This window comes from Variovorax sp. 05L425 (genome assembly GCF_056397705.1).
The window spans coordinates 182,476-200,554 of the sequence record NZ_JBFTNY010000007.1 but is presented as its reverse complement, the minus strand read 5'-3'; the positions used below and the strand labels follow the sequence as shown (position 1 = coordinate 200,554).

Genomic DNA, 18,079 nt, shown 5'->3' with positions numbered 1-18,079 from the left:
CGCTTTCAGCGCGGCATGAGCTGGTCGACGACGACCTTCAACGATGCACCCTTCAAAAATCAACGTCTCCCCGATCGACATACGCCCCTTCGACCCCCGCGAGGCAACGGCCTCGGACTGGTCCGCCTACCACGCCTTCCGGCGATTGCGCGCCGAGGAGGATATCCCCGGCGAACCGATCCTCAGCGACGACGAGTTCGAGCATCACCTACGCAGGCGGTGGCCGATGGGGGAAACGCGCCGGACGATTGCGCTGCTCAATGGGGAGGTGGTCGGCAATCTGATGCTCGAATTTCGCCGCGAAGGCACGCCAGACTTCGCGAGCTTCGCGCCTCACGTCAGCGCGGGCGGCGGCGTCCTGCGTCCGTATCGGCGCCGGGGCATCGCCACCGCGCTGCTCGGCGAACTGCTCGCGTTCATGGAGGCGCGTGACAAGACCATCGCCACGATGGGAGCGCCATCCGCGGAAGCCCGCGCGTTCATGAACGCCATCGGCGCGACCGAAAAGCATCGCGTGGTCGAGAACCGCCTGCCGCTCGCCGGCCTGGACTGGGCTGCGCTGGACCGCTGGCAAGCCGAGGCCACCGAAGATGGCAATGCGGCCCTGCGCTGGGAGATTCATGCGGGCCGCGTGCCAATGGATCGACTGGCGACCCTGATGGCGCCACTCACCACACTGATCAACGACATGCCGCTGGGTGCGCTCGAACTGCCGCCCATACGCTACGAGATGCCGGCGCACATCAGCTGGTACGAGGAGCTCGACCGCGTCGGCGGCGAGCACCTGATGGTCCTGCTGGTCGACCGCGACGAGGTGGCCGCCGTCTGCAACGCCCACTGGGAAAGCCGCTTTCCCGACCGTGTGTTCCAGGCGCTCACCGCGGTGTCGCGGCCTTGGCGCGGCCGGAATCTCGCCAAGGGCGTGAAGGCGGCCATGCTCAAGCTCGTGCGGGAGCGCCATCCGGAAGTGCAGATGATCGTCACGCACAACGCCGAGGTGAATGCGCCGATGCTGTCGATCAACCAGCGGCTCGGGTTCTTTGTGTACCGGCAGAGCGTCACCTGCCAGATCGACCGCGAGACGTTGCGAAGTACCTGCGCGGCGTAGGCGTCGACGTCGACGTCGCGAAGACGATCAGCCCGCCGCCACCACTGTCCCGCTCACCTCACCCAGCCCGATGCGCACAGCCCCCGCGCGCTCGCAATAGCCGCGCAGGCTGAGTGTGTCGCCGTCCTCCAGGAAAGTGCGCCGCTCGCCATTCGGCAGCGTGATCGGTTGCTTGCCACCCAGCGTGAGTTCGAGCAGCGAGCCCGCCTCGTCGGGCTTCGGGCCCGACAGCGTGCCGGAGCCGAGCAGGTCGCCCGGCTGCAGGTTGCAGCCATTCACCGTGTGGTGCGTGACAAGCTGCGCGGCCGTCCAATACGCGGCCTCGGTGGTGTTGCCACGCGTGAGGCGAACGGCCGGCTCGCCGGCTTCGCGCATCTTGGCGGTCTGCAGCCACACCTCGAGCGTGATGTCGAGCGCACCGCTTTCGCGGTTGGCAGGTGCATCGAGGTAGGGCAGCGGCTGCGGTTCGCCAGCCGCGCGCTCGAACTTCGCGCGGAAGGGCGCGAGCGCCTCCATCGTGACGATCCATGGCGACAGCGTGGTCGCAAAGTTCTTCGCGAGGAAGGGGCCGAGCGGCTGATATTCCCACGCTTGCAGGTCGCGCGCCGACCAGTCGTTGAGCAGCGTCACGCCGAACAGATGCTGCTCGGCGTCGGCGATGGCGATGGGCTCGCCGAGTGCATTGCCGCGGCCGACGACAAAGCCGAGCTCCAGTTCGTAGTCGAGCCGCTTCGACGGGCCGAAGCTCGGCATCTCGGCATCCGGCGCCTTGGTCTGGCCTTGGGGACGCTTGAATCGCTGGCCGCTCACGCCGATGGACGAAGCCCGGCCGTGGTAGCCGATCGGCACCCACTTGTAGTTGGGCATCAGCGGCTGGTCGGGACGGAACAGCTTGCCGACGGTGGTGGCATGGTGGATGCCGGTGTAGAAGTCGGTGTAGTCGCCGATGCGGCAAGGCACGGTCATCTCGACGGCCGATTGCGCCGAGAGGGCCTTGTTCCATGCCGACTGCTTCGGGCTGCCTTCGCGCAGGCCTTCGGAGATGGCGTTGCGCAGGGCTCGACGCTCGGTGGCGCCCTGCGCCAGCAGCACATTCATGTCATCGGTGTCGACGAGTCCCGCCGCCTTCAGGTCGAGCACCTGGTCGCCGATCGCGACGCCGATGCGGAAGCCTTCGCTGCTGCCGGCGGGCCGGAAGCGACCGAAGGGCAGGTTCTGGATCGGGAAGTCACAACCGGCTTCATGGGCCGAAGGCACCCAGCTGCGCAGCTTCGGATCGTGTGTGGCGTTCAATGTGTTCATGGCTTGTACTTGTCTTGAAGGCCGGCCCAGCAGTCGGCGTAGTTCTGGTCGAGCGCGGGGCTTTTCATCGCGAACTCGGTGGGAATGAAGCGATAGCGGCTCTCGAACATGAAGGCCAGCGTGTTGTCGAGCTTCTGCGGCTTGAGGTCGCTGTGGCTCGCCTTCTCGAAGGCTTCCTCGTCAGGGCCGTGCGGCACCATGCAGTTGTGCAGGCTCGCACCGCCCGGCTTGAAGCCGCCGGGCTTGGCGTCGTACTCGCCGTAGACCAGCCCCATGAACTCGCTCATGAGGTTGCGGTGGTACCAGGGCGGACGGAAGGTGTCTTCCATGACGAGCCAGCGCGGCGGGAAGATCACGAAGTCGCAGTTGGCGGTGCCGGGGGTGTCGCTCGGCGAGGTGAGCACGGTGAAGATCGACGGGTCCGGATGGTCGAAGCTGATCGAGCCGATGGTCATGAAATGCGCCGTGTCGTACTTCACTGGCGACAGGTTGCCGTGCCACGCGACGACGTTGAAGGGCGACTGCTTCGTGGGCGCCGACCAGAAGCGGCCGCCGGACTTCTTGACGAGCTCGTAGGCGACGGTCGCATCCTCGAACGCGGCGACAGGGGCTTGAAAGTCGCGCGAGTTGGCCAGCCCGTTGGAACCGATCGGGCCCAGCTCCGGCAGGCGGAACTGCGCGCCGTAGTTTTCGCAGAGGTAGCCGCGCGACAAGCCATCCAGCAAGGCGACCTTGAAGACCACGCCGCGGGGCACCAGCGCGATCTCACCGGGCTTGACGTCCAGCACCCCCATTTCGGTGGTGATCTCGAGGCGACCCTGCTGCGGCACGAAGAGCATCTCGCCGTCGGCATTGACGAAGGCGCGGCGCTCCATCGAGCGGCTCGCGACATAGACATGCGCGGCCAAGCCGGTCTGCGCTTCGGCATCGCCGTTGGCGGCCAGCGTGCGCACGCCATCGATGAAATCGACGTCGGCGTTGTCCAACGGGATCGGCGCCCAGCGCAGCGGCTCGGGCGGCAGCGGGATCTCGCGGTCGGCACCGGTCTTCCATTGCGCCTGCGCGTAGGGCTTGTAGCGGCCGGAGACCACCGAGGGCTGTCGCCGGTACATCCACGTGCGGCGGTTCTCGTGGCGCGGTGCGGTGAAGGCCGTGCCGGAAATCAATTCCGGATACAGGTCGAAGGGCGCACGCTGCGGGCTGTTGCGGCCTTGCGGCAGCGCGCCTGCGACGGCTTCCGTCACGTATTCGTTGCCGAAGCCGCTCTGGTAGCGGCGTTCGGCGGCGGATGCGGTTGTCATGATGTCCTTTCTCTTCCTGGATGTTCGGTGGTGCACGAGGCTGCATCGAAGGCCTGTCGCAGCACGGCGGTCGAGCCGATGTGGTTGGCCAGCACAAGCACGAGGCGCGCGTTGAAGGCGTGACTCTCTTCGGTCGACAAGCCCTGGTGGGCTTCGATCAGCGCCTCGTAAAAGTCGTCGGGCGCATCGAGGTTCGGCGTGGTGATGAGTTCCATGGCCTTCTATGCCTTTGCCTTTGCCTTTGCCAGCGCACGATCGCGCGCGGAACGCACGTCGTGGGATGTGGGATGGCGCCAGCGTGCGCACACATGCTGATCGGGACGCAGCAGGTAGACGGTCCCGGGCCGCGCGTCATAGCGCCGGGCCGCGACCTCGCCTTCGTCAGTCGCGGCGACCTGCACGACGTGCAGCGGCACGTCGGCCGTTGCGAGCGCCTGCCGGCTGCGCTCGGCTGGCTCGCCGTCGCCGAACACGACGGCTGTGAAACATGCAGCGCCCGTGGAGCGCGCGGGACACAGTTCGCGCAGCAACCAGCCGGTGCTGCCGTCGGCGCGGACGATGGGCGCATCGGCAGCGGGTGCGCCGGGCACCATCGGTCCGCCGAACGCATCGACGTCGGCCGTGTTCAACGGCGACCCGCTCAGGGTGCTCGGCACCGACAGGCGGCCACTGTTGACCAGCGCCCGCGCGAAGGCGTGGCGCTTGGAGAGTTCGAGCACTGCGTCGCGGAACAGACGGCTGACCTCGCTCTTCGGCGTGATGAAGTCGGTAGCGCGCGTCGAGTTGCGGATGTTCTCGTCGGCCGCGTACTCGCGCTCGCTCGCATAGCTGTCGAGCAGCACATCGGGGGCTTCGTGCCGAACCACGGCAGCCAGCTTCCAGGCAAGGTTGTCGGCGTCCTGCACACCGGAGTTCGCCCCGCGCGCGCCGAATGGCGAGACGCCATGCGCCGAATCCCCCGCAAACAGCACACGGCCGTGGCGGAAGCGCTCCATGCGCTGGCAGGCAAAGGTGTAGACGCTGGCCCAGCCGATACTGAACTGCACACGTTCGTGGCCGATGCTGTCGAGCAGGGCACGCACGCGCGGGATGATGTTCTCGTGCTTGCGCTCCTCCACCGGATCGGCGTCCCAGCCGAGTTGGAAGTCGACTCGCCACACGTTGTCGGCCTGCTTGTGCAGCAACACGCTCTGCCCAGGATGGAAGGGCGGGTCGAACCAGAAGCGGCGCTCGGTCGGGAGATCCGCGTCCATGTTCACGTCGGCGATCAGGAAGCGATCCCGGAAGACACGGCCCCTGGCTTCCTGCCCGAGCAGTTGCCGCAGGCTTGAGCGCGAACCGTCGCAGGCCGCCACGTAGTCGGCGGCAAGTTCGTAGTTGCCGTCAGGCGTCTCGATCGTGAGCAGCGCGTTGTCTGCGTGCTGCGCGATGCCGACGACCTTGTTGCTCCAGCGAAGGTCGATCAGCGGCAGTTCGGCGGCGCGCTCCGACAGATAGCCTTCGACGTAATACTGCTGCAGATTGATGAAGGCCGGACGCTCGTGTCCCGCTTCGGGCTGCAGGTCGAATTGATAGACCTGCTCGTCCTTGAAGAACACCCTGCCGACTTGCCACGACACACCTTTGGCCACCATGCGGTCGGCGCAGCCCAGGCGATCGAAGACCTCCAGCGTGCGCTTCGCGAAGCAGATTGCGCGCGATCCGGTGGACAGCGTGTTGTCGTTGTCGAGCAGGACCACCGGGACCTGCCGTTGCGCGAGATCGATCGCGAGCGCAAGCCCCACCGGGCCGGCGCCGACCACCACGACGGGATGGCGCGCCGGCGACGCGGCGTCCTGGTCCGCGTGGCGCTTGTAGTCGAAACGCAGCGACTGATAGTCGACGCCTTGCATGGCTTCAGCCTTCGAGGGCCTTCCACATCTCGATGTCGCGCTCTGCCGTCCAGATGCGCGGGTCGGCGTACTGGGTCGCCTCGTCGTAGCAGCGCGTGACGTCGAAGGGCATGCAGTGGTCGAAGATCACCCAGTGGCCGTACTTGGGTTTCATCGCTGCGTAGGTGTCCTTGTAGACCGCGTTCAGGTCCTTGCCCTGCGCCACGCCTTTCTGAACGTTGGCGTAGACGTCGGCGATGAAGCTGCGCGTGCCCGCGAGGCCCTTGGCGACTTCATCGGGCGTCGTGAGCGCTGCGCCGCGGCCTGGCACGAGCGCCTTCGGCTTGAGCGCGGCGATGTTGTCCAGCGTCTGCGGCCAGTCCTTGAAGTAGGCGTCGCCGGCGTAGGGCGTGGCGTCGAACTCGACCAGATCGCCGCTGAGCAGCGTGCGTTCCTCGGGAAGCCACACGACCGTGTCGCCCTTGGTGTGGCCACGACCGAGCTGGATCAACTGCACTTCGAGCTTGCCGAGCCACAGGGTCATCTTGCCCGCGAAGGTCATGGTCGGCCAGGTCATTCCGGGCGGCACGGTCTCGACGTTCTGGAACAGGCGCGGGAAGCGGCCGATCTCGCTCGCCTTGTCCTGCTCGCCGCGCTCGACGATGAGGTCGCGCGTGTCCTGGCTGGCAATGATGTGCTCGGGCTTGTAGGCGGCAGCGCCCAGCACGCGCACCGCGTGGTAGTGCGTGAGCACGACGTACTTGATGGGCTTGTCGGTCACTTCGCGGATGCGGCGGACGACGTCGGCGGCCATCGCAGGCGTGGCCTGGGTGTCGGCCACCAGCACGCAGTCGTCGCCAATGATGATGCCGGTGTTGGGGTCGCCCTCGGCCGTGTAGGCCCAGGCGTGCTCGGAGATCTGGCTGAAGGTGATCTTCTTTTCTTCCAGATCGGCCTGGCTGGCGAACTTCTTGACCTCGGTCATCAGGGGTCTCCTTGTAAAAATTTGTCTAACGTAAATTGATTCGCTGTTAACGAATGTGCGCAGTCTAGATCGAAAATCAGTTAATGTCTAATGCCTTCTGCATGAACAAATATCGGGGGATTGGCGATGAGCACAGACAACGATCGCGGCCAACGGGGCATCCAGAGCATCGAAGTGGGCGGGCAACTGCTTCGCGCGCTGGTCCATCACGGCCGCCCCATGGCGCTGAAGGACCTGGCGCGCGAGGCCGAGATGTCCCCCGCCAAGGCGCACCCCTACATGGTCAGTTTCGGCCGCCTGGGGCTGATCGAGCAGGACCGCACCAGCGGTCACTATCTGCTCGGTCCGCTCGCGTTGCAACTGGGGTTGATCAGCCTGCAGCAGGCGAACCCGGTTCACGTCGCCACGCCGCTGATCGCCGAACTCGCGCAGCAGATCGGGCAGACAGTGGCGATCGCGGTATGGGGCGACCGGGGCGCCACCATCGTGCGGATCGCGGAATCGCCTGCGCCGCTGCACGTGAACATGCGGCATGGCACGGTGTTCTCGCTCACCAACACGGCATCGGGGCGGCTTTTCGGCGCCTATCTGGATTCAGCGGTCGTCAAGCAATTGCTCGAAAACGAACGCCAGCGTGAACGCAGGGGCGCGGCTGCCGCCCCAACCCCTCGACGCGGCATGCCGCCCGCGCATCCGCTACCGAGCTGGCAGGACTTCGAGGCGCAACTGCGCGAGGTACGCAGCCACGGCCTCAGCCGTTCGGAAGGAGAGATCCTGCCCGGCGTGAGCGCGATGTCGGCGCCGGCCTTCGATCACACGGGCGCGATCTCGCTGGCAATCACGGCCATCGGCCCGTCGGCCATCTTCGACACGCAATGGGATGGCGAGATCGCTCTCGCCCTCAAGGCGTGCGCGGATCAGGTGTCGCAACGGCTGGGCGCTACCGCTTCAAGGCCTTGAGACGCTCCAGGCTTTCCGCCGGCCAGTACTGCGAGCGGCTGTAGTACTCCTCCATCACCGGCACGCCCGGCGGCAGCACCACCCAGGGCTGCTTCGTGGTCGTGAAGATGTGGATGTCGGGCGGCAGCGCGTCGGGCGTGTCGAGCGTGCCGACGCGCAGGAACTTCACCGCCTCGCCCGCGCCCGCGTAGTGGCTCCAGAGCGCGACCCGGCAACGCGGGCAGCGCGCGATCTTCTGGCCCTTGCCGCTCAGCGAAGGGGTGTCGACCATCTCGACCTCGCCTTCCAGCATTTGCACGCGATCGCTTTCAATCATCGCGTTGAGCGCAAACGAAGCGCCCGACTCGCGCTGGCACCAGCGGCAATGGCAGCAGTTCACGAACAAAGGCCGCGTCGTCATCCGGTAGCGCACCGCGCGGCAGGTGCAGCCGCCTTCCATCGGGAACGCGTCGGCGCTCACATCGATCGCCCGTCGAAGTGCTTGACCGGCACCGCGTCGAGATCGATGCCTTCGAGACAACGGATGTTGATCGCTGCCATCGGGTTGCCCTTCGGGTCGGTCAGGCCTTGGCTGCTTCGAGCCCGTCACGGGTGCGGATCGCTTCCCGCCGCGCGGCTTCGGCGAAGTCGTCGCCGGACGACGCATAGCAGATGGCTCGCGACGAATTGACCACGATCGGCGCATCGGCACGCCAGCCTGCACGCACGGTCGCGACCGCGTCGCCGCCCTGGGCGCCGACACCGGGAATCAGAAGCGGCACCGTCGGCGCGAGCGCCCGGACGCGCTCGATCTCCGCCGGATAGGTGGCGCCGACCACCAGTCCCAGTTGCCCGTTCAGGTTCCACGGACCCTGGGCCAGCCGTGCGACGTGTTCGTACAGAAAGGGCTCGCCCGGCAAGCCGGCAAGACGCTGCCCCTGCAGGTCGGCGCCGCCCGGATTGCTGGTGCGGCAAAGCAGGAAGGCGCCCTTGCCCTGGTGGCGCAGATAGGGCTCGACCGAATCGAAGCCCATGAAGGGCGAGAGCGTGACGGCGTCGGCCCCGTAGCGTTCGAAAGCCTCCCGGGCGTACTGCTCGGCGGTGGAACCGATGTCCCCGCGCTTGGCGTCGAGGATCGTTGGCACGTGCGGCGCATTGCGGCGCATGTGCTCCATGAGCTGCTCCAGCTGCCCTTCGGCGCGATGTGCGGCGAAATAGGCGATCTGGGGCTTGAAGGCGATGACGAGATCGGCGGTGGCATCGACGATGCGCGCGCAGAAGTCATAGATCTTGCTGGCGTCGCCCTGGAGATGGGCGGGGAATTTCATCGGTTCGGGGTCGAGGCCGACGCACAGCAGCGAGCCGTTTTGGCGCTCGGCGGCGCGCAGCTTGTCCAGGAAGGTCATGGGGCGGAATTTTAGGCCGCCGCGGGGTTTCAGCTTCGGCGCGCGACTTCCTCGGCGGCAAGGCACAGGTCAGCCCATGCGCGGGCCTTGTCGACCGGATTGCGCAACAGATACACCGGATGGTAGGACGCGACGATCGGCACTGCCTCGAGGCCCGGCAGGAGCGCCACGGGGACCACGCGGCCACGAAGCTTGCCGAGCGGATCGCCACTCTGCATCAGGCTCTGCGCCGCCAGCGGCCCCAGGGCGAGGACGAGCCGCGGCGCCAGGACCGGGACGCAGTCAGCCAGCGCCTCGCCGAGCGGCCGCGGACTCTCGGGCTGTCCCGAGGCCACGCCGCGATGCGTGCGCATCAGGTGGACCGGGGTTCCGCCGTCGTGCAGTTGCAGCGCACGCAACATGTTGTCGAGCAGCCGGCCCGCATCGCCCGAGAAGGGATCGCCGTGGCGGCCGTCGAGTTCGGGGGGCGTGTCGGCAATGACCAGCCAGCCGCCCTGCGGCGCGGCCTCGCTGGCGTAGAGGCGCCGCGGCGCGTCCGACAGGACTGCTGCTGCGCCGTGCGTTGCCGCAACCGGCGCGCGGGTCGCCACAGCGGGAGCGACCGGCGGGATCACCGGTGCCCGCTGGACGGGTATCGCCGCGACGTCGAGCCGGGAACGGGTCGGCTCGCCGGCGTCGGCCACGACCGGCGGATGGACCTCTGGCACGGCCTGGGCCTCGCCGGCTTCCGTTTTCGGCCACCAGAAGAGCTTGATTCCCATCTCGTCCAGCATCGCGCGTTGGCGTGGCGTCATGTCAGCCCTCCCCAGGCGCTGTTGGATTCATTGAGCCGCAGGCTCATCACCACGGCATCCTCGCGGGCGTTGACGTGCGCCGGGTAGTAGCCCTTGCGGATGCCGACGCGGCGAAAGCCGTGGCGTTCATAGATGGTGAGCGCGCGCACATTGCTCGCGCGCACTTCGAGCCAGAGCCATTGGGCGTCCAGCCCGCGCGACCAGCCGGCGAGCGCCTCCAGCATCAATGGCGCCCATCCCTGGCGTTGAAACGCGGGGGTGACTGTGATGTTGAGCAGATGGACCTCGTCGACGCCTTTCATGGCAACGAAATAACCAATGATGGTCTCGTCGACCGTTCGGAAAGCGGCGCGGCTCCACAGCGCACGCACGCCACGCGGCGTCGGTGTGGGTCCTTCGTCGGGCGCCGGGCCCACGAGGCACTGGCAGTGGTAACCGGCGGCCAGCGAATCGGTGAAATTGGCGACCGTCCACGGGTGCGTGTAAGCCGCCTGCTCGATCGCGCAGACGGCAGGAACGCGCTCGATCGTCATCGGCTCGAGGCGGGCTTCAAGCGGTTGAAGAAGGACTGCACTCATGGCGGGATGGTGGCCGCCGCCTTGATGGCGGCGCGCTCTTCCGTAGTCTGCGCCACTTTATCGCGAACGTAGAGAGGCCATGCTTCGGCCGGTGCGACGGTGCGGCCTGCCGCGAGCAGCGCGGGCGCCAAGCGCAGCATGGCGGCAGCCGTCGGCAGCACCTCGTGGCGGGACGCGGCATGCGGCAGACGGTCGCCATAGGCGGCGAAAGCATTGCCGGCCAGCGCCCAGCCGGTCGGCACGGCAACGGTCTCGGGCGCCAGCAGTTCGGCCTCGCTGGCAACGACCTCGACGCCGAGGTCGTAGCTGGCCGTGTAGACCTGGTCCATCCGCGCATCGAGTGCCACGATCACGCGCGTGGCGCCGAAACGATGGCGCGCCTCTTCGGCGACGGCGTGCAGCGTATCGATGGGCAGCAGCCGCACACCGGCGCCGAAGCCCAGGCCCTGCGCGACCGAGCAGGCGGTGCGCAGGCCGGTGAAGGAACCGGGCCCACGCCCGAACGCAATGGCGTCGAGTTCGCGCAACGAGAGGCCGGCGTCGGCAAGCAATTGCTGGATCAGCGGAATCAAGGTCGACGAGGACTGCGCGCCGCCGATGCCGCTGTGTTCGAGCAGCACATCGCCATGACGCACAGCGATCGAGAGCGCCTCGGTGCTGGTGTCGAAAGCGAGCAATTTATGCATCGGCGCATCCTCTCACGGGCACCGGGCCCTGAGGCGTCGGATTCGCCGCCCGACTGCGCTGCACGCCGAACAGGATGCCCGCAGTCACGAGCAGCAGCCCCGCGATCAAGTTCCAATAGAGCGGCTCGCCCAGGAAGATCACCGCGCCGAGCGCCGACAGGCCGGGCACCAGCGCCGTGATCATCGTGGAACGCACCGGACCGAAGTACTGGATCATCCGCGTGAAGGTGATGCCGGAAATCACGACCGAGCCGACCCCCTGGAACAGCATCTGGAACAGGATTTCGCCGATCGGGGCGCTGTCGAGTCGGCTCGTGACCGCACCGGAGGCCGCCAGCAGCGCATAGGCCGGCACATAGGTCATGAAGGCGAACACCGTGATTGCAATGGTCGCCCTCACGGCCTCGAGCGCGTGCTTGCGCACCAGCACGCTGTAGCTGGCCCAGCACATGGCGGCGGCCATGAAGAGCAGGTCGCCCTTCCAGATCGAGCCGCCTTCCAGGGCATGAAGCAGGCTGGCTCCGCCGACGAAGAGGTCGCCCAGGACGATCAGCGCCAGACCGATCGCCCGGCCCGGCGTGATCCGGTCCCGCAGCACGATGGCCGCGAGCAGCGCGGTCCACAGCGGCAGGCTGCCCGGCATCAGCACGGAAGCATGGGTGGCGGGCGCGAAGAAGAAGCCCAGGTAGGCCAGCAGGGCATAGCCCAGTCCGCCGAGGATGCCGGCGAGGACGGTCAGCCGCAGCCGGAGCGGCGAGAGGCCGAAGAGCGAGCTCTCTGCCGGCGGATCGCGCTGCCGCGAGCGCATCACCAGCCAGGCGCCCCAGGGGATCAGTACCAGGCTGGCGCCGCAGATGCGCGCGAACGCGATGTCGAAGGGCGTCAGCGACCGCCCCGCGGAGGCGCGCGCGATGACGATGAAGGCCGTCCAGACCAGGACGGTGACGACGGCCGCGCCGAGGCCGATGGTGCGGGCAGAAAATCGGGGGGGCATCGGGGGATTATCCGTTCACCCCACTTCATGTTGCTCGCCCCCAGGTTGGCTCACTTCGTGTAGCCGTCCACCCCCTGCCGGGGGCAACACCAGCGGCCCGGCCAAGCCGGTTCCGCGGTGTTTCTGGTATTGGGGCCGGGATAATCCGCCGATGTTCTCACCGCTTCTCGCCCTGGGCCGCGTCTGCCGCCTTCTTCCGATCGCTATTGCCCTGACGCTGGCTCCGCTCCACGCAGTTGCGCAGGCACTTCCCAACGAAGTCGATGCCGCACTGGCTCGCGCCAAGGTGCCGCGCGACGCGGTCACGATGCTGGTGGTCGACGCGGAGGGCGTCGGTCGGCCGCGGCTGGCATGGCGCACCCAGGCGCAGGTCAACCCGGCATCGATCATGAAGCTGGTCACCACCTACGCGGCGCTCGACCTGCTGGGGCCGGCTTTCACGTGGACTACGCCGGTCTACGTCGATGGTCCGGTGCGCAACGGGGTGCTCGAAGGCAATCTCTATATCAAGGGCCAGGGCGATCCCAAGCTGGTGCTCGAACGGTTGTGGCTGCTGCTGCGTCGCGTCCAGGGGCTGGGCATCCAGACCATCAGCGGCGACATCGTGCTCGACCGCAGTGCATTCGAGGTGACGGACACCGATCCGTCAGCCTTCGACGGCGAAGGGCGCCGCCCCTACAACGCGGCGCCCGATGCGCTGCTGATCAACTTCAAGTCGGTCGTGATGACCTTCGTGCCCAACCGCACGACGCAGACGGCGCAAGTGAACTTCGAACCGCCGCTGGCCGGCGTGGCCATGCAGGCCACGGTGCCGCTCTCTGCCGCCGAATGTGGCGATTGGCGCGCCACACTGGCCGCCGACTTCGCCGATCCGTCGCGCATCGGCTTCACCGGCAGCTACCCGGCCGCCTGCGGCGAGAAGGTGTGGCCGGTCGCCTATGCCGATCCGCGCAGCTTTGCGGCACGCGCGGTCGGTGGCCTGTGGGTGGAGATGGGCGGCCACATCAAGGGCGTGGTGCGCGAGGGCCGCGTGCCTGCCGAACTCAAGCCTGCCTTCGAGGTCGCCTCGCCGCCGCTGGCAGAGGTGATCCGCGACATCAACAAGTACAGCAACAACGTGATGGCGCAGCAGCTCTTCCTCACGCTGGGCCTGCAGCAAATGAAGCGTGGCAATCTCGAAGCTTCGCGCGCCGCGGTGCAACAGTGGTGGAACAACCGCATCGGCACGGGCGAGGGCCAGCCCCTGCTGGACAACGGCTCCGGACTCTCGCGCGACGAGCGCATCACGGCAGCCGAACTCGCGAAGATGCTCCAGGTGGCGTGGCGTTCGCCGGTGATGCCCGAACTGGTGTCGTCGTTGCCGGTTTCGGGCGTCGACGGCACGCTGCGCAAGCGCGCGCTGCGATCGGGTGGCGCGGCCCATCTCAAGACCGGCACGCTGCGCGATGCGGCGGGCGTGGCCGGCTTCGTGCACGGCGCGAGCGGACGGCGCTACGTGGTGATCGCGATCGCCAATCACGCCAATGCGGCGGCAGCACGGCCTGCCTTCGATGCGCTGGTCGACTGGGCCTCGCAGGATTGATGCGACTGACTGGCGGCTGACTTCGTCCCTGCAGGAAGCTCCGCTTGCGCGCATCACGGCCCCTGACCAGAATCGCGCAACCGCGATATCCAAACCCCGCAGGAGACAACCGCATGATCCGCCTCACAGCCATCGCCCTCGCTGGCGCCGTCCTGATGCTTTCCGGCTGCGGGGGCGGCGGTGGCGGCGGGTTTGCCCTGAATGTGCCCTCCGTGGTCGATTCGGGCCGAGGCTCCGTGGTGACGGTGCCGCCCCAGCAGACGGCCCAGCTCTCGGTCACCGACTTCACCTCGCTGCTGAACGCCAATGCCCTGGGCAAGCAATTGATGCAAGTGACAGGTGCGCCCAAGTGCGGCATCGTGCTTCGCTACCTCGAATACCGCACGATCGGCGGCCAGGGCGAAGCCACCAACGCGACCGCCGCCATCATGGTGCCGAACGGAAGCGACCCCGCCTGCACCGGCGCGCGTCCGGTCGTGCTGTATGCGCACGGCACCACGCCCGCGAAGAACTACAACCTGGCCCAGTGGACCGATGCCACGCAGCCCGCTGCCGCTGAAGGGTTGTCCGTCGCTGCGATGTTCGCGGCGCAGGGCTTCATCGTGGTGGCCCCCAACTATGCCGGCTACGACAAGTCCACGCTCACTTACCACCCCTACCTCAATGGCGATCAACAGGGCAAGGACATGGTCGACGCGCTGACCGCAGCCCGCAAGACCTTCACGTTGATCGGCGCGAGCGACAGCGGATCGCTGTTCATCACGGGCTACTCGCAGGGTGGCTACGTCGCGATGGCTGCGCACCGCGAAATGCAGGCGACCGGCAAGACGGTGACTGCATCGGCCCCGCTATCGGCGCCCTCGGCCATCAGCCTGCTGACCGACTACAGCTTCAGCGGCTGGCCGGCGCTCGGCGCGACGCTGTTCACCCCGCTGCTTTCCACAAGCTGGCAGAAGCAGTTCGGCAATGTCTACACGGCGACCGGCGACATCTATGAAGCCCAATATGCCAACGGCATCGACACGTTGCTGCCCAGCCTGACGCCGATCAACACCCTGTTCGCGACAGGCAAGTTGCCGCCGCTCGCGCTGTATCCGGCCAACGCCGTGCCGGGACCTGTCGATCCTGCGCTGTCGATCTTCTACGGGCCCAACAACCTGATCCGGCAAAGCTACCTGACGCAAGCGGCCAATGACCTCCTGGCGACGCCGTGTCCCGGCAACGCGTTGCCGGCGACGGCCACCTCGGTCAACACCACCTCGCCGCTCAACTGCAACCCGTTGCTGGGCTTCCGCAAGGCGGCCGTGGCGAACGACCTGCGCAACTGGCTGCCGCTGCGGCCGATGCTGATGTGCGGCGGCGCCAACGATCCGACCGTGAACTTCGTGAGCACGCGCGCAACTGCAGGCTACTTCCGCGCCAGCGGCATGCCCGCCAGCGCGCTGACTGTGGTGGATCTGGAAGACACGACCGCCACCGATGCCTTCTCGGCCGCTCGCGCCGGATTCGCGACGGCCAAGGCGAACCTCGCCGCCAGCACGCCCGGCACGCCGGCGGACCAGGCGTCGGCCGTGACCCAGGCCTATCACGGCACGCTTGTGTTCCCCTTCTGCATGGCGTCGGCGCGAGGTTTCTTCCAGGGCGTCTTGGCAGCAGGTGGATAGCGGAGTCCGCTTGGCCGGCGAAGCCAGGCCCCTTCGTGAAACACCGCGGAACCGGCTTCGCCGGCCCGCTGGTGTTGCCCCCGGTAGGGGGTGGGCGGCTACACGCAGTGAGCCAACCTGGGGGCGAGCAACGGTCAAGCCGCCGCGGCGCGCTGAAGGCGGTCGCGCACGCCTTCCCACTCGGGTGTGTCAGGCGGGGTTTCGATCCAGATCAATTTGACGCCATCGGCGTCGAAGGCGCGCAGCACAGCGAAAAGTTGCTGGGCCGTCGCGGCCGCGTCGTCCGGCATGCGCCGCTGGACGATGCGCTGCGAGCGGCTCTTGAGAGTGGTGCGCGACCACACGGCGATGTGCGCCGCATTGGCACCGAGCACGTCGAGGCCCGCTTGCAGGGCCTTGGCGTCCATCAGGCGCACCTTGGCGCTCGGCGCGTAGTGGGCTTCGAGGGTGCCGGAGGCGCGCGGATCGGGGGCTGCGAGATCTTCCTTGTCGCGCAGCACCTCGCCGCAGGCCGCTTCGACCTGCGCACGCGTGATCGCGCCCGGACGCAGAAGCACCGGCACACCGCGGCTGCAGTCGACGATGGTCGATTCGATGCCGACTTCGCACGGTCCGCCGTCGATCACGAGAAGGTCATCGCCGAACTCCTCCTGCACGTGTCGCGCGGTGGTCGGGCTCACGCGGCCGAAGCGATTGGCGCTCGGCCCGGCGACGCCGTGGACGCCGCGCTCGGCGCACGCCGCAAGCAGCGTCTGGGCCACAGGATGCGAGGGACAGCGCAGGCCGATGGTGTCCTGCCCGCCGGCAGCCGCGGCGGCCATCCCGGGCCGACGCGCGACGATCAGGGTCAGCGGGCCGGGCCAGAAAGCGTGCACCAACTTCTGGGCAAAGCTCGGGAGCGGTTGCGCGAACAAGGACAGGGCCTCGGTTCCCTTTGCGCCGGCCGCGACGTGCACGATCAACGGATGGTCTGCAGGCCGGCCCTTCGCCGAAAAAATGCCGGCCACGGCGGCGTCGCTGGCGGCGTCGGCACCCAGGCCGTAGACGGTTTCGGTCGGGAATGCGACCAGGCCGCCGGCATGCAATACGCGAGCGGCTTCTTCGATGGCTTCGGGCGTCTTGCCGTCACGGATCATCGCGCGCTACTCGGAAAGCGGGATCGGCAGGCCGAGCAGCGCGGCGGCGAAATCGGCCGTGCTGCGCACCGCTTCGATGGTGTCGCCGGTGATGTTCAAGTGCCCCATCTTGCGACCCGGGCGCGCCTCGGTCTTGCCGTAGAGGTGCAGATGCGTGCCGGGCAGCGCGAGCACGTCGGCCCAGCGCGGCTCGACCTGCGTGTCGCCATCGACGAACCAGAGATCGCCCAGCAGGTTGAGCATGATCACGGCGCTGTGCTGTCGCGGCGGATTCAGCGGCAGGCTCGCGAGCGTGCGCACCTGCAGCTCGAATTGCGAAACGTCGGAGGCGTCCATGGTCCAGTGGCCGCTGTTGTGCGGCCGTGGCGCCATCTCGTTGACGACCAGCGCGCCATCGGCCAGCACGAAGAACTCCACGCACAGAACGCCGACATAGGACAGGCCCTCCGCGATCGACCGGGCGGCAGCCACCGCGCGCCGGGCCGTCGATTCGGGCATGTTGTTCGCATGGACCTCGGTCACGGCCAGGACGCCGTCGCGGTGCAGGTTGCGCTGCGCCGGGAAGTGCACCATTTGCCCATCCTCTGCGCGGGCGACGATCACCGAGCACTCGAAATCCAGCGGCAGGAGTTTTTCGAGCACGCAGGGCACGCCGCCGGCATCCTCCCAGGCTGCGGCCAGCTCGGCCTGCGTCGCCACCCGGCGCTGGCCCTTGCCGTCATAGCCGAGTCGCGCGGTCTTCAGGATGCCGGGGAGAAGATCCGGCTGCACGGCAGCCAGGTGGTCGGCGGTCTCGATGACCGCATAGGGCGCGCATTCAACCCCGCAGCGCACGAAGTGGCCCTTCTCCCGGATGCGGTCCTGCGCGATGGCCACGGCGTCCGCGCCGGGAGAGACCGGCCGCGCGACGGCAAGGTGTTCGAGCGACGGGGCCGGCACGTTCTCGAATTCGGTGGTGACGGCATCGGCCAGACCCGCGAGCCTCGCCAGGCCGTCGACATCGGTGTAATCGGTATGGATGTGGTGGTGGCACACGCGCCCGGCCGGGCTGTCGGGATCGGGATCGAGCACCGCCGTGAAATAGCCCATCTGCTGGGCCGCATGGACGAACATTCGCCCCAGCTGGCCGCCCCCGAGCACGCCCAGCGTGGCACCGGGAAGGATCGCGATCACAAGGCGCCCCCGCCCTGGGGCGAGAAGGGCGACACGGACTCCGCCTCGACGGGCGGCAGGGTCATGGCCTGCGCGGCCTGGGTCTGCTTTTCGCGAAAGGCGTCGAGTTGCGCCCGCAGCGCCGGGTCGCCCACGGCCAGCATCGCGACCGCGAACAAGGCCGCGTTCGCCGCGCCGGCGTTGCCAATCGCGAAGGTGGCGACCGGCACGCCCTTGGGCATCTGAACGATGCTGTAGAGCGAATCCACGCCCTGGAGATGTCGGCTGGCGACAGGCACGCCCAGCACCGGGACGGTCGTCTTGGCCGCCAGCATGCCGGGCAGGTGGGCGGCACCGCCCGCGCCCGCGATGATCGCGGTCAGCCCCCGCGGCGCGGCGCTTTCGGCGTAGGCGAACAATTCGTCGGGCATCCGGTGGGCCGAGACCACCCGTGCTTCGTGGGAGACACCGAATTGCTGGAGAATCTCGACGGCGTTGCGCATCGTCTCCCAGTCGGAGTTCGATCCCATCACCACGCCGACCTGAATTGCTTGCTTCATGGTTCGAATTTTACGTTTCAC

General features: G+C 67.7%; 18 protein-coding genes and 1 pseudogene. 4 read left to right on the top strand and 15 right to left on the bottom strand.

The features are described 5' to 3' along the window. The first annotated feature begins 43 nt into the window (after window positions 1–43). Window positions 44–1,108, top strand: a complete 1,065-nt coding sequence (locus AC1DN9_RS10920) for an N-acetyltransferase family protein (RefSeq protein WP_478099954.1) — start codon at window positions 44–46, stop codon at window positions 1,106–1,108. A 27-nt stretch (window positions 1,109–1,135) separates the two neighbouring features. Here the strand turns inward: AC1DN9_RS10920 and fahA are convergent, their stop codons facing one another. The 5 genes from fahA to AC1DN9_RS10895 are packed head-to-tail and all read right to left on the bottom strand — an operon-like array spanning window position 1,136 to window position 6,567. Further along, complete coding sequence (fahA, locus tag AC1DN9_RS10915; protein ID WP_478099952.1) at window positions 1,136–2,410, bottom strand: fumarylacetoacetase; 1,275 nt, start codon at window positions 2,408–2,410, stop codon at window positions 1,136–1,138. Continuing rightward, on the bottom strand, window positions 2,407–3,711 hold the full coding sequence (hmgA, locus tag AC1DN9_RS10910; protein ID WP_478099950.1) for a homogentisate 1,2-dioxygenase: 1,305 nt from the start codon (window positions 3,709–3,711) through the stop codon (window positions 2,407–2,409). Before hmgA ends, fahA begins: the two co-directional genes overlap by 4 nt. Next, window positions 3,708–3,926, bottom strand: coding sequence for a DUF2783 domain-containing protein (locus tag AC1DN9_RS10905; protein WP_478099948.1), 219 nt, complete (start codon window positions 3,924–3,926; stop codon window positions 3,708–3,710). The genes hmgA and AC1DN9_RS10905 overlap by 4 nt, the downstream gene beginning before the upstream one ends. A 6-nt stretch (window positions 3,927–3,932) precedes the next feature. After that, window positions 3,933–5,603: an FAD-dependent oxidoreductase gene (locus AC1DN9_RS10900; protein ID WP_478099946.1), complete on the bottom strand. Its 1,671-nt coding sequence runs from the start codon at window positions 5,601–5,603 to the stop codon at window positions 3,933–3,935. Between the two features lie 4 nt (window positions 5,604–5,607). Further along, complete coding sequence (locus AC1DN9_RS10895) at window positions 5,608–6,567, bottom strand: MBL fold metallo-hydrolase (protein ID WP_478099944.1); 960 nt, start codon at window positions 6,565–6,567, stop codon at window positions 5,608–5,610. 126 nt (window positions 6,568–6,693) lie between these two features. Between AC1DN9_RS10895 and AC1DN9_RS10890 the strand changes: the two genes are divergently transcribed. Continuing rightward, window positions 6,694–7,527 carry an IclR family transcriptional regulator gene (locus AC1DN9_RS10890; RefSeq protein WP_478099942.1) on the top strand — a complete coding sequence of 278 codons (834 nt, stop codon included), beginning with the start codon at window positions 6,694–6,696 and terminating at the stop codon, window positions 7,525–7,527. On the opposite strand, the gene AC1DN9_RS10885 is transcribed toward AC1DN9_RS10890, so the two are convergent. From AC1DN9_RS10885 to AC1DN9_RS10855, 7 genes and pseudogenes are all read right to left on the bottom strand, one after another. Next, window positions 7,508–7,966, bottom strand: a complete 459-nt coding sequence (locus AC1DN9_RS10885) for a GFA family protein (RefSeq protein ID WP_478100023.1) — start codon at window positions 7,964–7,966, stop codon at window positions 7,508–7,510. The genes AC1DN9_RS10890 and AC1DN9_RS10885 overlap by 20 nt on opposite strands. Window positions 7,967–7,983: 17 nt before the next feature. After that, window positions 7,984–8,088: pseudogene (locus AC1DN9_RS10880) on the bottom strand (GFA family protein); the annotation flags it as partial. Beyond that, on the bottom strand, window positions 8,088–8,912 hold the full coding sequence (gene pyrF / locus AC1DN9_RS10875; RefSeq protein ID WP_478099940.1) for an orotidine-5'-phosphate decarboxylase: 825 nt from the start codon (window positions 8,910–8,912) through the stop codon (window positions 8,088–8,090). The gene pyrF and the pseudogene AC1DN9_RS10880, both read right to left, overlap by 1 nt. 29 nt (window positions 8,913–8,941) lie before the next feature. Then, window positions 8,942–9,706, bottom strand: coding sequence for a uracil-DNA glycosylase family protein (locus AC1DN9_RS10870; protein ID WP_478099938.1), 765 nt, complete (start codon window positions 9,704–9,706; stop codon window positions 8,942–8,944). Then, the gene (rimI, locus tag AC1DN9_RS10865) at window positions 9,703–10,284 is read right to left on the bottom strand and encodes a ribosomal protein S18-alanine N-acetyltransferase (protein ID WP_478099936.1); all 582 of its coding nucleotides are present in this window, start codon (window positions 10,282–10,284) and stop codon (window positions 9,703–9,705) included. Before rimI ends, AC1DN9_RS10870 begins: the two co-directional genes overlap by 4 nt. Beyond that, entirely contained in the window at window positions 10,281–10,970 is a 690-nt protein-coding gene (tsaB, locus tag AC1DN9_RS10860; protein ID WP_478099934.1) for a tRNA (adenosine(37)-N6)-threonylcarbamoyltransferase complex dimerization subunit type 1 TsaB, read from the bottom strand. The genes rimI and tsaB overlap by 4 nt, the downstream gene beginning before the upstream one ends. Then, window positions 10,963–11,964: a DMT family transporter gene (locus AC1DN9_RS10855; protein WP_478099932.1), complete on the bottom strand. Its 1,002-nt coding sequence runs from the start codon at window positions 11,962–11,964 to the stop codon at window positions 10,963–10,965. The genes tsaB and AC1DN9_RS10855 overlap by 8 nt, the downstream gene beginning before the upstream one ends. Before the next feature lie 151 nt (window positions 11,965–12,115). Here AC1DN9_RS10855 and dacB point away from each other — a divergent pair, with 151 nt between their 5' ends. Both dacB and AC1DN9_RS10845 read left to right on the top strand, forming a co-directional pair. Further along, window positions 12,116–13,546: a D-alanyl-D-alanine carboxypeptidase/D-alanyl-D-alanine endopeptidase gene (dacB, locus tag AC1DN9_RS10850; RefSeq protein WP_478099930.1), complete on the top strand. Its 1,431-nt coding sequence runs from the start codon at window positions 12,116–12,118 to the stop codon at window positions 13,544–13,546. A 113-nt stretch (window positions 13,547–13,659) separates the two neighbouring features. Beyond that, window positions 13,660–15,210 (top strand): alpha/beta hydrolase family protein, encoded by a 1,551-nt coding sequence (locus AC1DN9_RS10845; protein WP_478099928.1) that lies wholly within the window; start codon window positions 13,660–13,662, stop codon window positions 15,208–15,210. A 134-nt stretch (window positions 15,211–15,344) separates the two neighbouring features. On the opposite strand, the gene AC1DN9_RS10840 is transcribed toward AC1DN9_RS10845, so the two are convergent. From AC1DN9_RS10840 to purE, 3 genes are read right to left on the bottom strand one after another with little or no spacing between them, the layout of a single operon-like run. Next, window positions 15,345–16,346, bottom strand: coding sequence for an L-threonylcarbamoyladenylate synthase (locus tag AC1DN9_RS10840; RefSeq protein ID WP_478099927.1), 1,002 nt, complete (start codon window positions 16,344–16,346; stop codon window positions 15,345–15,347). 6 nt (window positions 16,347–16,352) lie between these two features. Further along, window positions 16,353–17,519, bottom strand: coding sequence for a 5-(carboxyamino)imidazole ribonucleotide synthase (locus tag AC1DN9_RS10835; protein ID WP_478099925.1), 1,167 nt, complete (start codon window positions 17,517–17,519; stop codon window positions 16,353–16,355). Then, a complete protein-coding gene (gene purE, locus AC1DN9_RS10830) occupies window positions 17,516–18,058 on the bottom strand; it encodes a 5-(carboxyamino)imidazole ribonucleotide mutase (protein WP_478099923.1) in 543 nt (180 codons plus the stop codon). The genes AC1DN9_RS10835 and purE overlap by 4 nt, the downstream gene beginning before the upstream one ends. Between the last annotated feature and the right edge of the window lie 21 nt (window positions 18,059–18,079).

What these genes read in the sequence shown, in the direction of transcription:
- dacB (WP_478099930.1), top strand. Translation starts at nt 12,116, where the DNA reads ATGTTCTCACCGCTTCTCGCCCTGGGCCGCGTCTGCCGCCTTCTTCCG.
- AC1DN9_RS10885 (WP_478100023.1), bottom strand. Translation starts at nt 7,966, where the DNA reads ATGGAAGGCGGCTGCACCTGCCGCGCGGTGCGCTACCGGATGACGACG.
- tsaB (WP_478099934.1), bottom strand. Translation starts at nt 10,970, where the DNA reads ATGCATAAATTGCTCGCTTTCGACACCAGCACCGAGGCGCTCTCGATC.
- AC1DN9_RS10890 (WP_478099942.1), top strand. Translation starts at nt 6,694, where the DNA reads ATGAGCACAGACAACGATCGCGGCCAACGGGGCATCCAGAGCATCGAA.
- AC1DN9_RS10900 (WP_478099946.1), bottom strand. Translation starts at nt 5,603, where the DNA reads ATGCAAGGCGTCGACTATCAGTCGCTGCGTTTCGACTACAAGCGCCAC.
- AC1DN9_RS10870 (WP_478099938.1), bottom strand. Translation starts at nt 9,706, where the DNA reads ATGACGCCACGCCAACGCGCGATGCTGGACGAGATGGGAATCAAGCTC.
- purE (WP_478099923.1), bottom strand. Translation starts at nt 18,058, where the DNA reads ATGAAGCAAGCAATTCAGGTCGGCGTGGTGATGGGATCGAACTCCGAC.
- AC1DN9_RS10895 (WP_478099944.1), bottom strand. Translation starts at nt 6,567, where the DNA reads ATGACCGAGGTCAAGAAGTTCGCCAGCCAGGCCGATCTGGAAGAAAAG.
- rimI (WP_478099936.1), bottom strand. Translation starts at nt 10,284, where the DNA reads ATGAGTGCAGTCCTTCTTCAACCGCTTGAAGCCCGCCTCGAGCCGATG.
- fahA (WP_478099952.1), bottom strand. Translation starts at nt 2,410, where the DNA reads ATGAACACATTGAACGCCACACACGATCCGAAGCTGCGCAGCTGGGTG.
- pyrF (WP_478099940.1), bottom strand. Translation starts at nt 8,912, where the DNA reads ATGACCTTCCTGGACAAGCTGCGCGCCGCCGAGCGCCAAAACGGCTCG.
- AC1DN9_RS10920 (WP_478099954.1), top strand. Translation starts at nt 44, where the DNA reads ATGCACCCTTCAAAAATCAACGTCTCCCCGATCGACATACGCCCCTTC.
- AC1DN9_RS10905 (WP_478099948.1), bottom strand. Translation starts at nt 3,926, where the DNA reads ATGGAACTCATCACCACGCCGAACCTCGATGCGCCCGACGACTTTTAC.
- AC1DN9_RS10845 (WP_478099928.1), top strand. Translation starts at nt 13,660, where the DNA reads ATGATCCGCCTCACAGCCATCGCCCTCGCTGGCGCCGTCCTGATGCTT.
- hmgA (WP_478099950.1), bottom strand. Translation starts at nt 3,711, where the DNA reads ATGACAACCGCATCCGCCGCCGAACGCCGCTACCAGAGCGGCTTCGGC.
- AC1DN9_RS10840 (WP_478099927.1), bottom strand. Translation starts at nt 16,346, where the DNA reads ATGATCCGTGACGGCAAGACGCCCGAAGCCATCGAAGAAGCCGCTCGC.
- AC1DN9_RS10855 (WP_478099932.1), bottom strand. Translation starts at nt 11,964, where the DNA reads ATGCCCCCCCGATTTTCTGCCCGCACCATCGGCCTCGGCGCGGCCGTC.